This is a genomic window from Isoptericola sp. NPDC057191, assembly GCF_042670225.1.
Classification (GTDB): domain Bacteria; phylum Actinomycetota; class Actinomycetes; order Actinomycetales; family Cellulomonadaceae; genus Isoptericola.
The window spans coordinates 1-14,548 of record NZ_JBHUWC010000096.1 but is presented as its reverse complement, the minus strand read 5'-3'; the positions used below and the strand labels follow the sequence as shown (position 1 = coordinate 14,548).

12 protein-coding genes are annotated in these 14,548 nt (G+C 72.9%); 10 read left to right on the top strand and 2 right to left on the bottom strand.

Features of this window, described 5'->3' with window-relative positions:
* Positions 1-87 precede the first annotated feature (87 nt).
* The 6 genes from ACFT55_RS12820 to dusB are packed head-to-tail and all read left to right on the top strand — an operon-like array spanning position 88 to position 6,491.
* Positions 88-1,038: an ABC transporter ATP-binding protein gene (locus tag ACFT55_RS12820; protein WP_380244218.1), complete on the top strand. Its 951-nt coding sequence runs from the start codon at positions 88-90 to the stop codon at positions 1,036-1,038.
* Positions 1,035-1,853 (top strand): ABC transporter permease, encoded by an 819-nt coding sequence (locus ACFT55_RS12815; RefSeq protein WP_380244217.1) that lies wholly within the window; start codon positions 1,035-1,037, stop codon positions 1,851-1,853. Before ACFT55_RS12820 ends, ACFT55_RS12815 begins: the two co-directional genes overlap by 4 nt.
* 47 nt (positions 1,854-1,900) lie before the next feature.
* Complete coding sequence (locus ACFT55_RS12810; RefSeq protein ID WP_380244216.1) at positions 1,901-3,145, top strand: sensor histidine kinase; 1,245 nt, start codon at positions 1,901-1,903, stop codon at positions 3,143-3,145.
* On the top strand, positions 3,142-3,747 hold the full coding sequence (locus tag ACFT55_RS12805) for a response regulator transcription factor (protein WP_380244215.1): 606 nt from the start codon (positions 3,142-3,144) through the stop codon (positions 3,745-3,747). The genes ACFT55_RS12810 and ACFT55_RS12805 overlap by 4 nt, the downstream gene beginning before the upstream one ends.
* A 46-nt stretch (positions 3,748-3,793) precedes the next feature.
* The gene (locus tag ACFT55_RS12800; protein WP_380244214.1) at positions 3,794-5,251 is read left to right on the top strand and encodes an alanine/glycine:cation symporter family protein; all 1,458 of its coding nucleotides are present in this window, start codon (positions 3,794-3,796) and stop codon (positions 5,249-5,251) included.
* A 25-nt stretch (positions 5,252-5,276) separates the two neighbouring features.
* The gene (gene dusB, locus ACFT55_RS12795; protein WP_380244213.1) at positions 5,277-6,491 is read left to right on the top strand and encodes a tRNA dihydrouridine synthase DusB; all 1,215 of its coding nucleotides are present in this window, start codon (positions 5,277-5,279) and stop codon (positions 6,489-6,491) included.
* Positions 6,492-6,688: 197 nt separating this feature from the next.
* On the opposite strand, the gene ACFT55_RS12790 is transcribed toward dusB, so the two are convergent.
* Both ACFT55_RS12790 and ACFT55_RS12785 read right to left on the bottom strand, forming a co-directional pair.
* Positions 6,689-8,515: a glycoside hydrolase family 13 protein gene (locus ACFT55_RS12790; protein ID WP_380244212.1), complete on the bottom strand. Its 1,827-nt coding sequence runs from the start codon at positions 8,513-8,515 to the stop codon at positions 6,689-6,691.
* A 194-nt stretch (positions 8,516-8,709) separates the two neighbouring features.
* Positions 8,710-9,732: a LacI family DNA-binding transcriptional regulator gene (locus ACFT55_RS12785; RefSeq protein WP_380244211.1), complete on the bottom strand. Its 1,023-nt coding sequence runs from the start codon at positions 9,730-9,732 to the stop codon at positions 8,710-8,712.
* 223 nt (positions 9,733-9,955) lie between these two features.
* Here ACFT55_RS12785 and ACFT55_RS12780 point away from each other — a divergent pair, with 223 nt between their 5' ends.
* The 4 genes from ACFT55_RS12780 (at position 9,956) to ACFT55_RS12765 (ending at position 14,489) form a co-directional block, all read left to right on the top strand.
* Positions 9,956-11,191 (top strand): extracellular solute-binding protein, encoded by a 1,236-nt coding sequence (locus ACFT55_RS12780; RefSeq protein WP_380244210.1) that lies wholly within the window; start codon positions 9,956-9,958, stop codon positions 11,189-11,191.
* Positions 11,191-12,771, top strand: a complete 1,581-nt coding sequence (locus tag ACFT55_RS12775; protein ID WP_380244209.1) for an ABC transporter permease subunit — start codon at positions 11,191-11,193, stop codon at positions 12,769-12,771. The genes ACFT55_RS12780 and ACFT55_RS12775 overlap by 1 nt, the downstream gene beginning before the upstream one ends.
* A gap of 98 nt (positions 12,772-12,869) precedes the next feature.
* Entirely contained in the window at positions 12,870-13,718 is an 849-nt protein-coding gene (locus tag ACFT55_RS12770) for a sugar ABC transporter permease (RefSeq protein ID WP_380244219.1), read from the top strand.
* A gap of 81 nt (positions 13,719-13,799) precedes the next feature.
* Positions 13,800-14,489, top strand: coding sequence for a hypothetical protein (locus tag ACFT55_RS12765; protein ID WP_380244208.1), 690 nt, complete (start codon positions 13,800-13,802; stop codon positions 14,487-14,489).
* Positions 14,490-14,548: the final 59 nt, after the last annotated feature.

The following is a 14,548-nucleotide window of genomic DNA, read 5'->3' as shown; positions in this document are numbered from 1 at the left end:
CTGGCGGGGGGGCGCATGACAGATGTCATGGCCACGTCGTGACAGGCGGCCCTGCAGGTCAGGGCGCCGCGCGGCCAAGATCGAGGCATGACCTCGACGAACCGTCCCACCCCCGCGCTGCACCTGCGCGGGCTGCGCAAGGAGTTCCCGTCGTCCGCCGGCCCCGTCCGCGCGGTCGACGGCATCGACCTGGAGATCGCCCCCGGCGAGGTGGTGGCCTTCCTCGGCCCCAACGGCGCCGGCAAGACGAGCACGATCGACATGGTGCTCGGCCTGAGCGCCCCCACCGCCGGCACCGTGCAGGTGTTCGGCGCCGAGCCGGCGGCCGCGATCGCCGCCGGCCGGGTGGCCGCCGTCATGCAGACCGGCGGCCTGCTGCGCGACATCACCGTGGGCGAGACCGTCGCCCTCACCGCCGCCCTGTTCGGCCGGACCGGCTCCCCGGTGCCGTACCTGGAGCGCGCCGGCATCGCCGACCTCGCCGACCGCATGGTGGGCAAGTGCTCGGGCGGCCAGCAGCAGCGCCTGCGGTTCGCGATGGCCCTGGTCAGCGAGCCCGACCTGCTCCTCCTGGACGAGCCCACCACCGGCATGGACGTGGAGGGCCGCCGCGAGTTCTGGGCCGCCATCCGCGCCGACGCCGCCGCCGGGCGCACCGTGGTGTTCGCCACGCACTACCTGGAGGAGGCCGACACGTACGCCGACCGCGTCGTCCTGGTCAGCCAGGGGCGGGTCGTCGCCGACGGCTCCACCGCCGAGGTGAAGAGCCTCGCGTCCGGTCGCACCGTGAGCGCGCGCATCGACGACGACGGCGACCGCGCCGCCGTCGCCGCACGGCTGCGCGAGATGCCGGCCGTGGACGCCATCGACCACCGCGGCGCGCGGCTCGTCGTGCGCACCCCGGACTCCGACGTCGTCGCACGCTTCCTGCTCACGCAGACCGCCGCCTGCGACCTCGAGGTCGCCTCCGAGAATCTCGAGGACGCCTTCGTGGCCCTCACCACCGCCCCCACCAGCCCGGACGGAGCCCTCCGATGAGCACCACGACCACCACCCCCGGCACGACGCCGGCCGGCGCCACCCCCGGCACGACGACCGCGACCCGGCCTCGCATCCGGACCTCGACCGCGGTCCGCACCTACCTCGTGGTCGAGCTGCGCCGCTCCCTGCGCAACCGGCGCACCCTCATCTTCTCGGTGGTGATGCCGCCGGTCTTCTTCCTCATCTTCGGGCTGCAGGGCGACTACACGAACCAGAGCGCGGGCAGCGGCAACGTCACCGCGTGGATCGCCGTCTCGATGGCCCTGTACGGGGCGATGGTCACCGCCACGGGCGGTGGGGCGAGCGTGTCGGTGGAGCGGGCCCAGGGCTGGACCCGCCAGCTGCGCCTCACCCCGCTGCGGCCGGCCGCCTACGTGGCGGTCAAGCTCGCCGGCGCCATGGTGCTGGGCGCGGCCTCCGTCGTGATCACCCTCGTGGTGGCCGGGGCGACCGGTGCGCAGATGCCCCTCGGCGCCTGGATCCTGTGCGCGCTGCTCGCCTGGGTCGGCTCCCTCGTCTTCGCGGCGTTCGGCCTGTTCATGGGCTACCTGCTGCCCGCGGAGAACGTCATGCAGATCCTCGGTCCGGTCCTCGCGCTCCTCTCCTTCGGCGGTGGCCTGTTCGTGCCCCTCGGGGACGGCTGGTGGGCCACCGTGGCGCAGTTCTTCCCGACCTACGGTCTGGCCGAGCTGGTGCACGCGCCCCTCGGCGGGGAGCTCGGCATCGCCGCCGTCGTGAACGTGGTCACCTGGGCGGCGATCTTCTTCGTCGGCGCCGCGTGGCGCTTCCGCAAGGACACGGCCCGGGTGTGAGCACCCGGTCCGTCGGCGGGACGCGCCGGCGTGGCACGGTGGGGGACGTGACCTCGACGTCCCCCACCGCGCCGTCCGCCGGGACCGCGGGCGACGACCCGTTCGACCCGGACGCCCGGCGGCCGCTCGGCGGCATCCCACGGTTCGGCCCGGTGCTCGCGATCATCTGGGTGGTCTTTCTCGTCGAGCCCTTCCAGGCGTCCCTCGACGCGCCCACGACGCTGCTGCGCGTCGTGGGCGCCGTCGGCGTGCTCGGGGTGGCCGGGATCTTCACGGCGACGTTCCTGCGGTTCCGCCGGGTGACGACCGTCGGCGACGGTGGTCGCACGACAGGGCGGCCGATGCTCTCGCCCCGCGCCGCCGCACTCCTGCTGACCCTCCAGCTGGCGTGCGTGGGGCTCTCCTGCCTGGCTGCACAGCAGCACGGGCTCGTCGGGCTGATCTTCGTGTGCGTCACCGCCATCTACGTCGTCGACGGGCGCACGGCGCTCTGGGTCGTGGGCCTCAGCATCGTCGTCATGGTGGTGCTGCCGCGCCTGCTGCCCGGGTGGGAGCCCGAGGACGGGAACGTCGTGGGCGCGGTGCTCGCCAGCGCCGCCGTCTTCGGTTTCACCCAGGTCATCGACCGCAACCGGCGCCTGCGCGAGGCGCAGCAGCAGGTGGCGGACCTCGCCGTGGCCCGCGAGCGCGAACGCATCGCCCGCGACATGCACGACGTCCTCGGTCACTCCCTCACCGTCATCTCCGTGAAGGCCGAGCTGGCCGCGAAGCTCCTCGCCGCGGCCCGCGACGGCGACGGCCCCACCGCGCGGGCCGCCGCCGAGGTCGCCGACATCCAGGGCCTCGCCCGGGGCGCGCTCGCCGACGTGCGCGGCACCGTCGCCGGCGCGTGGCAGGTCACCCTCGCCGGCGAGCTCGCCGCCGCCCGCTCCGCCCTCGACGCCGCCGGGGTGGAGGCCGAGCTGCCCGGCGCGGTGGACGCCGTGCCGGCCGAGCGGCGAGAGCTGTTCGCGTGGGTGCTGCGCGAGGGCACCACCAACGTGCTGCGGCACTCGGGCGCGTCGCGGGTCGTGGTGACCGTCGCGGCGGACCGGCTCGTCGTCGACGACGACGGCGCGGGCGTGCCGTCGTCGGCCCGCGACGGGGGCGGTCACGGCCTGACCGGGCTCACGGCGCGGGCCCGCGCCGCCGGGGCGGTGCTGGAGACGGGCCCCAGCCCGCTCGGCGGCTTCCGGCTCGCGGTGACCGTGCGTGCGGACCTGTCCGCCGCGGGTGCCAGGATCGACCCGTGATCCGACTGCTCCTCGCTGACGACCAGGCGCTCGTGCGCGGCGCGCTCGCCGCCCTCCTCGACCTCGAGCCCGACCTCGAGGTCGTCGCGCAGGTCGGCCGCGGGGACGAGGTGCTGGCCGCCGCCCGCGACCACGCCGCGGACGTGGCGCTGCTCGACGTGGAGATGCCCGGCCTCGACGGCATCGCCGCAGCCGCCGCGCTGCACCGCGAGCTGCCGTCGTGCCGCGCGCTGGTCGTGACGACGTTCGGGCGGCCCGGTTACCTGCGCCGCGCCCTGGACGCCGGCGCGAGCGGGTTCGTCGTCAAGGACACCCCCGCCGAGCAGCTCGCCGACGCCGTGCGGCGCGTCCACGCCGGGCTGCGCGCCGTCGACCCCGACCTCGCCGTCGCCTCGCTCGCCGTCGGCGCCAGCCCGCTCACGGAGCGGGAGCGGCACGTGCTGGCGCTCGCGGCCGACGGCGGCACCGTCGCCCAGGTGGCGGCGGAGGCGTTCCTGTCGGAGGGCACGGTGCGCAACTACCTGTCGGCGGCGATGGGCAAGACCGGGGCCCGCACGCGCGCCGAGGCGGTGCGGATCGCGCAGGACAACGGCTGGCTCTGACGGGTCCCCGTTCGCTGCCCGGGGCGCGGGCCTGCACACTGTCCGGATGTCTTCGCTCAACGACTGGGTCCTGTCCTTCGGCGACACGCTGTGGACGTGGATCGTGCTGCCCGTGGTGGTGGTGCTCGGCCTGTACTTCACGCTGCGCAGCGGCGTGGTGCAGGCGCGCATGCTGCCGGAGATGCTCCGCACCCTCACCGACGCCGCCCCGAAGGACGCCGACGGGAGACCGCAGTCGGTGTCGGCGTTCGGTGCCTTCACCATCTCGGCCGCGTCGCGCGTCGGGGTCGGGAACATCGCCGGGGTAGGCACGGCGATCGCCGTGGGCGGGCCCGGGGCGGTCTTCTGGATGTGGCTCATGGCGTTCGTGGGCGGGGCGTCGTCGTTCGTCGAGTCCACGCTGGGCCAGCTCTACAAGACCCGCGACTCCGACGGGTTCCGCGGTGGCCCGGCGTACTACATGCAACGCGGCCTGCGGGCCCGCTGGATGGGCGTGCTGTTCGCCGTCATCCTCATCTGCTGCTTCCCGCTCGCGTTCTCGTCGCTGCAGGCCAACACCATCACCGCGACCGTCGCGACGACCGCCGGCGTCGAGGCGGGTGGCGCGCTCGCGTGGGGCGTCGGCATCGTCCTGGCCGTGCTCGCGGGCCTGGTGATCTTCGGCGGCCTGCGTCGGATCGCGCACGTCACCCAGGCCGTGGTCCCGGCGATGGCCGTGCTGTACCTGCTCACCGGTCTGGCGGTCGTGGCGGTGAACGCCGACCGGGTGCCGGACGCGTTCGCGGCCATCTTCGGCGACGCGTTCGGCGTGAACGAGGTGGTGGGCGCCACGCTGGGCACGGTGATCATGCAGGGCGTGAAGCGCGGCATGTTCTCCAACGAGGCGGGCCTCGGCTCCGCGCCGAACGCGGGCGCGACGGCGGCCGTCACCCACCCCGTGAAGCAGGGCCTGGTGCAGACGCTGGGGGTGTACTTCGACACGTTCGTGGTGTGCTCGGTGACGGCGTTCATCATCCTCGTCGCCGACCCCGACCTCGCGGGCGCAGAGCCCGGCATCGGCCTCACGCAGCAGGGCCTGGTCTCCAGCCTCGGCACCTGGTCGAACGGGCTGCTGACGCTGATCATCTTCCTGCTCGCCTTCAGCACCATCCTGGGGAACTACTACTACGGCGAGTCCAACGTGGAGTTCATCACCCGCTCCCGCGGCGTGCTGGCCGGGTACCGCACGCTCGCCGTGCTCGCGGTGCTCGGCGGGTCGGTCGTGTCGTCGGACGTCGTGTGGAACACCGCCGACGGCGTGATGGGCCTGATGGCGCTGGTCAACCTGGTCGCCATCGCGCTGCTGTCGGGGATCGTGTGGAAGCTGCTCGCCGACTACCGCGCCCAGCGGCGCTCGGGCAGCGACCCCGTCTTCACCCGCGACCGGCTCCCCGACATCCGCGGGGTGGAGTGCTGGGAGGACGTGCAGAGCGTCACCGGGATCGCACCGTCGGTCCGCAGCTGACCGACCACCCCGCGCGTTTGCGAGAATGGGGGACGTGACCTCCACCCTCGATCCCGTCAGCACCCACGCCTCGCGCGTCCTGCCGCCGCTGCAGATCGGGCCGATCACCGTGGACACCCCGGTGGTGCTGGCGCCGATGGCCGGCGTCACCAACCGCGCCTTCCGCACGCTGTGCCGGGAGGCAGGGGCGTCGCAGGGCTTCGACCCCGGCCTGTACGTGGCGGAGATGGTGACCAGCCGCGCCCTCGTGGAGCGCAACGTCGAGTCGCTGCGCATCGTCACCTTCGGCGCGGACGAGACGCCGCGCTCGGCGCAGGTGTACGGCGTCGACCCGGCGACCGTCGGCGCAGCGGTGAAGATCATCGCGGGGGAGGACCGCGCGGACCACGTCGACCTCAACTTCGGCTGCCCCGTGCCCAAGGTGACCCGCAAGGGCGGTGGGTCCGCCCTGCCGTGGAAGCGTCAGCTGTTCACCGACATCGTGCGTGCCGCGGTCGAGGCCGCCGAGCCGTACGGCGTGCCGGTCACCGTGAAGATGCGCAAGGGTATCGACGACGACCACCTGACCTACCTGGAGGCCGGCCGAATCGCGGAGTCGCTGGGCGTCGCGGCCGTGGCGCTGCACGCCCGCACCGCCGCGGACTACTACTCGGGCACCGCCGACTGGACCGCCGTCGCGCGGCTCAAGGAGGCGGTCCGCACCGTCCCGGTGCTGGGCAACGGCGACATCTGGTCCGCCGAGGACGCGCTCCGCATGGTGCGCGAGACCGGCGCCGACGGCGTCGTCGTCGGGCGTGGCTGCCAGGGTCGGCCGTGGCTCTTCGCGGACCTCGCGGCGGCGTTCCACGGCGTGACCACGCGCGTGCGGCCCGGTCTGCGCGAGGTCGCGGACACGATCTACCGGCACGGGCAGCTCATGATCGACTACTTCGACGGCGACGAGGGCAAGGGCATGCGCGACCTGCGCAAGCACATGGCCTGGTACCTCAAGGGCTACGCCGTCGGTGGCGACGCGCGGCGGGCGCTCGCGATGGTCTCCACCACGGCCGAGCTGCGCGAGCGCCTCGACGCGCTCGACCTCGACCTGCCCTACCCGGGCGAGGACGCCGAAGGCCCGCGCGGGCGCGCCGGGTCCCCGAAGCAGCCGCACCTGCCGTACGGGTGGCTCGACTCCCGCGACCTGGACGAGGAGTTCGAGGCGCGGCTGCGCGAGGCCGAGCTCAGCGTCAGCGGCGGCTGACCCTGCAAGCCGGGGGAGCGCAACCTGCCGAGGTAGCGCGAGGACTGCCGAGGTAGCGCGAGGACTGCCGAGGTAGTTCGTAGCTTGCCGAGGTAGTTCGCAGCCTGGCGAGGTCGCACCAGAACCGCCGAGGTAGTTCGCAGCTTGCCGAGGTAGTTCGAGGCACGGCGAAGTAGTGAACTACCTCGGCGGGACGGTCAGCCGCGCAGCCAGACCGTCGTGTCGGCAGGGACGCGGACCTGCGGGTCGGCGGACCGGTCGGTGACGACGGGGCCGGAGGCGAGCAGCACCTCGGCGCCGCGGGGCAGCAGCACGGGCTCGGAGCCGAGGTTCGCCAGCACGACGACGTCCTGGTTGCGCAGGGCGATCACGTCCGGCGACGTCGCCCAGGCCTCCAGCCAGGCAGCCGCGCCGTGGCCCAGGCCCTCGGCCTTGCGCAGCGCGAGGGCGGCCCGGTAGGTCTCGAACGTCGAGCCCTCCACGCCGTACTGCACGTCCGCGGCGTAGCGCGCGAACGACGCCGGCTGCGGCAGCCACGGCTCGCCGGTAGGCCCGAAGCCGAAGCCGGGCGCGTCGGCCTGCCAGGGCAGGGGGACGCGGCAGCCGTCACGACCGGCCTCGGCGCCGCCCGTCCGGAAGAACGCCGGGTCCTGACGCACGTCGGCGGGCAGGGTGGTGTGCTCCGGCAGGCCCAGCTCCTCGCCCTGGTACAGGTACGCCGAGCCCGGCAGCCCGAGCATCAGCAGGCTCGCCGCGCGGGCGCGCCGCAGGCCGAGCTCCTCGTCGGGCTGCGGGTCGGTGGCGAAGACGCCGTTGACCTTGACGGACGGGTCGGCCGAGCCGAGCCGGGACGGGTGGCGGACCACGTCGTGGTTCGACAGGACCCAGGTGGTCGGCGCACCGACCTCGTCGTTCGCCTGGTACGACGCCGCGATCACGGTGCGCAGGGCGGCAGCGTCCCAGCCGGTGGTGAGGAAGGAGAAGTTGAACGCCTGGTGCATCTCGTCGGGGCGCACGTACCGGGCCAGCCGGCTCAGCGGCTCCACCCAGGCCTCGGCGACGAGGCAGCGGTCGCCGTCGTACTCGGCGAGCACGCGGTGCCACGCGCGGTAGACCTCGTGGACGCCCTCCTGGTCGAACATGGGGCCGTGGTTGCCGGCGCCGGTCGAGCCGTCCTCGGGCGCGCCGGGCTCGACGTCGTCGGTCGACTCGTCGGCCACGTCGTCGGCAGACCCGGCGACCATCTCGACGTGCCCGTCCCAGTCCGGCAGGCCGTCGGCCTTGACGAGACCGTGCGCGACGTCCACGCGGAAGCCGTCCACGCCCCGGTCGAGCCAGAAGCGCAGCACGTCCTCGAACTCGGCGCGGACCTCGGGCTGCTGCCAGTCCAGGTCGGGCTGCGTGGAGTCGAACAGGTGCAGGTACCACTGCGGTCCGAGGGGGCCGTCGTCCTCGCGCGGGGCGAGGCGGGTCCAGGCCGGGCCGCCGAAGATCGACTGCCAGTTGTTGGGCGCCTCGGCGCCGTCCGGGCCGCGGCCGTCGCGGAAGACGTACCGGGCACGCTCGGGGGAGCCGGGGGCGGCGGCGAGCGCGGCCTGGAACCAGGCGTGCTGGTCGGACGTGTGGTTGGGCACGAGGTCCACGATCACGCGGATGCCGCGCGCGTGGGCGCCGGCGAGCAGGTCGTCGAAGTCGGCGAGCGTGCCGAACAGGGGGTCGACGTCGCGGTAGTCGGCCACGTCGTAGCCGGCGTCGTTCTGCGGCGAGCGGTAGAAGGGCGACAGCCAGACGGCGTCGACGCCGAGCGAACCGAGGTGGTCGAGGCGGGCCGTGACGCCCGGGATGTCGCCGATGCCGTCGCCGTCGCCGTCGGCGAACGAACGCGGGTAGACCTGGTAGATCACGGCGTCGCGCCACCACTGCCGCGCAGCGCCGCTGCCGGCGTGCACGACGGCGCTGGTGCGCAGCAGCTCGTCGGCGGTGTCCGTCGCGGTCGCGGCGACGATGGGCTGGGTGGAGGTCATCGCTGGCTTCCTCACCTGGTCGGGGGCCGTGCGCAGCGGGCGGGGCACGGTGGGGGCACGGTCGGGCACAGTTGGGCACGGTCGCGCGTTCTCGGGCACGGTCGAGCCCGTCGACGCACGGAGCAGCCGTGCACGATCGGACGAGTGTAAGCGTTGCTGCAACGGTTGCAGCAAATCCGGCCTGCGGGAGCGGCTCAGCCGCGCGGAGCCGCTCCCGTGGAGCCTCGCACGACCAGCTCGGGTGCGAAGAGGAGCTCGGTGCGGGGGGCGCGCTCGCCCTGGATCTCGGTCAGCAGTGCGCTCACGGTGGCGCGCGCCATCGCCTCGACGGGCTGGCGCACGGTAGTCAGGGGCGGCTCGGTGAACGCGATGAGCGGGGCGTCGTCGTACCCGACGACGGAGACGTCGTCGGGCACCGACAGTCCCCGCGACCGAGCGCCGCGGACGGCGCCGAGCGCCATGAGGTCGGACGCGCAGACGATCGCGGTGTGGCCGGCGTCGAGCAGCTCGGCCGCTGCGGCCTGCCCGCCCTCGAGCGTGTAGAGGCTGGACCGCACGTGCTCCCGGGCCGCCGCCTCGTCGTCCGCCAGGCCGTGCCGCACGAGCGCGGCGACGAACGCGGCGAGCTTGCGCCGGGACGGCACGTAGCGCTCGGGGCCGATCGCGAGACCCACCCGGCGGTGCCCGAGGGTGAGCAGGTGCTGCACCGCTACGTCCACGCTGGCCGCGTCGTCGGGGGAGACGAAGGGGGCGTCGATCCCCGGCGCATAGCCGTTGACCAGCACGATCGGCACGCCCTGGCTGCGCAGCATCGAGTACCGCGTGTGGTCGGCGCGGGTGTCGGCGTGCAGGCCCGAGACGAACACGATCCCGTCGACCGAGTGGTCGACCAGCGTGCTGACGTACTCGTCCTCGGTGGTGCCGCCGGGGGCCTGGGTGCACAGCAGCGGCGTGTACCCGCGCTGCGCCAGGATCGACTCGATGGCCTGCGCGAAGGCGGGGAACACCGGGTTGGTCAGCTCCGGGACGATGAGGCCCACCAGGCCGGCGGAGCGACCGCGCAGGGCCGAAGGGCGCTCGTAGCCGAGGACGTCGAGCGCCGCGAGCACGGCCTGACGGGTGGAGCTCGCCACACCGGGCTTGCCGTTCAGCACGCGCGACACGGTCGCCGTCGACACGCCTGCCTGCTCCGCCAGGTCGCTCAATCGGGTGCGCACCCGAGGAATCGTAGGGGACACGGGACCTCCTCGTCCTGGGGTGGGATACCGGCGGGTCGGGCGCCGGCCGGCGGAACGCGGCGACCCCGTTGCCACGCGTTGCTGAAAAGTTATCGCAAGATCTTGCATCGCGCTGCAACGATCCGTACGTTGTGGGCATTCAGGGTCCGCCGGCGGTGACGCCGGGCGGGCCGTCCACCGAAGACAGCTGGGAGTAACCACGATGCGAAGGAGCATCCTTCTCGCCTCGGCCCTGGCCACCACGCTGGCCCTGACGGCGTGCGGCAGCGGAGAGCCGGGCGGCGAGTCGTCCGCCGACACCGACGCCAGCGCCACGCCGTCCGCCTCCGGCACGCTCACGGTGTGGGTCGACGAGACCCGCGAGGCCGCCGTGCAGGCCGCCGCCGACGCGTACGAAAAGGAGTCCGGCGTCGACGTCGAGATCGTCCAGAAGAACTTCGAGGACATCCGCGCGGACTTCCTCGCGCAGGTCCCGACGGGCGAGGGCCCCGACATCACGGTCGGTGCGCACGACTGGCTCGGCGAGTTCACCGCCAACGGCGTCGTCGCGCCGATCGAGCTGGGCGACAAGGCCGACGACTTCCTCCCGGTGTCGGTGCAGGCGTTCACGCAGGACGGCCAGGTCTACGGCCTTCCGTACGCGATCGAGAACATCGCGCTCATCCGCAACACCGAGCTCGCCCCCGAGGCGCCGAAGACCTACGACGACATGGTCGCCGCAGGGAAGAAGGCCGGCACCAAGTTCCCGTTCCTCATCCAGTCGGACGGCGACAAGGGCGACCCGTACACGTACTACCCCTTCCAGACGTCGTTCGGCGCCCCCGTCTTCGAGCAGAACGACGACGGCTCGTACCGTCCCGAGCTCGCGCTCGGCGGCGACGGCGGCCACGCGTTCGCGAACTGGCTCTCCGAGGAGGGCAAGGCGGGCAACCTCAGCACGGACATCTCGTACGACATCGCCGTCGAGGCCTTCGCCAAGGGGAAGTCGCCGTTCATCATCGGCGGCCCGTGGATGCTCGACCAGTTCAAGGACCTGAAGCTGTCCGTGGACCCGATCCCGGCGCCGGGCGACCAGCCCGCTCAGCCGTTCGTGGGCGTGCAGGGCTTCTACGTGAGCGCGCAGAGCAAGAACGCGCTCGTGGCGAACGACTTCCTCGTCAACTACATGTCGACGCCTGAGGCGCAGACGGCGCTGTTCAAGGCCGGCGGCCGCCCGCCGGCGCTCACCGAGGCCGCGGACGCCGCCTCCTCCGACCCGCTGGTCGCGGGCTTCCGTGAGGTCGGCGCGTCGGCCGTGCCGATGCCGTCCATCCCCGAGATGGGTTCGGTGTGGTCCTTCTGGGGCGTCACCGAGGCGAGCATCATCTCCGGCAAGGCCTCCGACCCGGTCAAGGCCTGGGACAAGATGGTCTCCGACATCGAGGGTGCGATCGGCTGATGTCGCGTGCCCGCTACCAGGGCGCCGAGGCCGGCTCCGGAACTTTCTCCGGGGCCGGCTTCGCCGTCAAGATCGTGCTCGTCGCCCTCGTCGACGCCCTCGGCGTCTTCGCGGTGCTGGCCGCCTGGCGCGCCGGGTCGTGGGGGATCCTCGCGGCGATGCTGGCGCTCCTCGTCGCGGCCAACTGGGTGTACTTCACCAAGCGTGCCCTGCCGCTGAAGTACATCCTGCCGGGGCTCGCGTTCCTGCTCGTGTACCAGGTCTACGTCGTGGGGTACACGGGGTACGTCGCGTTCACCAACTACGGCGACGGCCACAACTCCACCAAGGAGCAGGCGGTCGACGCCCTCCTGGTGCAGAACGAGCGTCGCGTCGAGGGGTCGCCCGCCCTGCCCCTGACGGTCGTGGAGTCGGACGACGGCGACCTCGGGTTCGCCGTCCTCGACGACGGTGCGGTGGAGGTCGGCACGGCCGAGGAGCCGCTGTCCGACGCCCCGGACGCGACCGTCGACGGCACCACCGTGACCGCGGTGCCCGGCTGGACGGTGCTCGACCGTGCGACGGTCCTGCAGCGCCAGCAGGAGGTCACGACGCTGCGGGTGCCGGTGTCGGACGACCCGGCCGACGGCTCGATGCGCACCCAGGACGCCCGCACCGGCTACGTGTTCCAGTCGGTGCTGGAATACGACGAGGCCGCGGACACGATGACGGACACCTCGTCCGGGGTGGTGTACACCCCCAACGACGAGGGCCAGTTCGAGGCGGCGGACGGCGCCACGCTGCCCGTCGGCTGGCGTGTGACGGTGGGCTTCGAGAACTTCGCGACGGCGTTCGGCGACTCCCGGTACGCGGGCCCGTTCGTCAAGATCCTCGCGTGGACGTTCGCGTTCGCGCTGCTGTCGGTCGTGACGACCTTCGCGCTGGGCATGTTCCTGGCGATGGTGTTCAACGACCCGCGGCTGCGGGGCCGCAAGGTCTACCGCACCCTGATGATCCTCCCGTACGCGATGCCCGGGTTCCTCGCCGCCCTGCTGTGGTCCGGGATGCTCAACAAGAGCTTCGGCGTGATCAACCAGGTGCTGCTGGGGGGTGCCTCGATCCCGTGGCTCACCGACCCGTGGCTGGCCAAGCTCTCCGTGCTGGGCGTCAACCTGTGGCTCGGGTTCCCGTACATGTTCCTCATCTGCACGGGTGCGTTGCAGTCGTTGCCGGGCGACGTGTACGAGGCGGCCCGTATCGACGGGGCGGGCCGATGGCGCACGTGGCGTTCCATCACCATGCCGCTGCTGCTGGTCGCCACGGCACCGCTGCTCATCTCGAGCTTCGCGTTCAACTTCAACAACTTCACCCTGATCAAGATGCTGACGGGCGGCGGGCCACGGTTCGACGACGCGTCGGTGCCGCTGGGGCACACCGACATCCTCATCTCGATGGTCTACAACGTGTCGGGCCTGGACGGCTCGGCCCCGCGCGACTACGGCCTCGCCAGCGCGCTGTCCATCGTGATCTTCGTGGTGGTGGGCGTGATCTCCGCGATCGCCTTCCGGCAGACCCGCAAGCTCGAGGAGCTGAGCTCATGACGGAGCACACGGAGCACACGGAGCAGACGGCGCAGACGGCGCGGAGCGCGCAGACCGCGCCGACCGAGGGCCGGGCGCCGCAGGAGCTGCGGCACCGGATGTCGGCCGGACGGTGGGCCCGGGAGCTGGGCTGGCGGCACGTCGTGGGCGTGGTGGCGGTGCTGTACGCCGTCTTCCCGATCGTCTACGTGGTGTCGGCCTCGCTGTCGCCGAACGGCACCCTGACCGGGTCGAACGAGCTGTTCGCCCAGGTCAGCACCGTGAACTACGCGGCGCTGAGCGCCACGAAGTTCTGGACGTGGATGGGAAACACGCTCGTGATCGGCGTCGCGACGGCGGTGGGCACGGTGCTCATGGGTGCCGCGGCGGCGTACGCGTTCTCGCGCTTCCGGTTCGCCGGGCGCCGCGTCGGCCTCACGTCGCTGCTGATCATCCAGATGTTCCCGCAGATGCTGGCGTTCGTCGCGATCTTCCTGCTGCTCATCTCGCTGGGGCAGGTCGTGCCGGTGCTGGGGCTCAACTCCAAGCTCGCGCTGATCTGCGTGTACCTGGGCGGGGCGCTCGGCGTGAACACGTTCCTCATGTACGGGTTCTTCAACACCGTGCCGCGGGAGCTCGACGAGGCGGCGAAGATCGACGGCGCCACGCACGCGCAGGTCTACTGGACCATCATCCTGCGGCTGGTGACGCCGATCCTCGCCGTCGTGGCGCTGCTGAGCTTCATCAGCACGTTCGGCGAGTTCATCATCGCCCGCGTGGTGCTCCAGTCCGAGTCGAACTGGACCCTGGCCGTGGGCCTGTACGGGTGGGTCTCGTCGCTGCTCGAGGCCAACTGGGGGCTCTTCGCGGCGGGCGCCGTCCTCTCGGCGGTGCCGGTCCTGGCGCTGTTCCTCTTCCTGCAGAAGTACATCGTGGGGGGCCTCACGGCGGGGTCGGTCAAGGGCTGACCGGCGGCCGCCACGAGCGTCGACGGGAATCTGCCCGCGATCCTTGTGGCGGCCGTCACATCACAGCCCTAGCCTGGCGTCATGACCGACGACTCGCGCTCCTTCGCCCCGGACCTCGCGCGCCTGACCGACGCCGCCGACGACTCGTTCTCCGTGCGTCGTGCGTACGGCGAGGCGTACGAGCACCAGGGCCAGCTGATCATCCCCGTCGCCAAGGTGTGGGGCGGGATCGGGACCGGCTCGGGGGGCGGCACCGGCACGGGGTCCGCCAACGGGACGGGCACCGGCTCCGGCAACGGGACCGGCAGCGGCTCGGGCCGGGGGACCGGCAAGAGCTCCGGCGAGGGCAGCGCCCCCGGGTGGCGCCGGTCGTTCCGCTTCGGCTCGGGCAGCACGGACGCCGCTGCCGAGCCCTCCGCCGAGCCCGCCGAGTCGTCCGCCGAGCCGGCGACGACGGACGCCGCAGCGGGAGGCCCCGGGCACGGACCGGGCGCCCACGGCGACGCGTCCGGCGAGGCGCAGGGCGACGCCCAGGGAGAGCTGAAGGGCGAGCTGTCCGGCGAGGCCCGGGGCGAGGGGCACGGCGAGGGCGGCGGCGGAGGCGGCGGCTACGGTCTGCGGGTCAAGCCGCTGGGTGTCGTCGTGGTCTCCGCCGAGGGCACGCGCTACCAGCCGGTGCTGGACCTCAACAGGGTGATCCTCGGAGGGCAGGCCGTCGGGATCGCCGTCGCGCTCGCCGCCGGGTGGGCGATCGGCCGCCGCCGCCGCTGACCCGCCCCACCGCCCGCCGACCAGGTGGTGACGCACGCTCTGAGCGCTCAGAGCGTGCG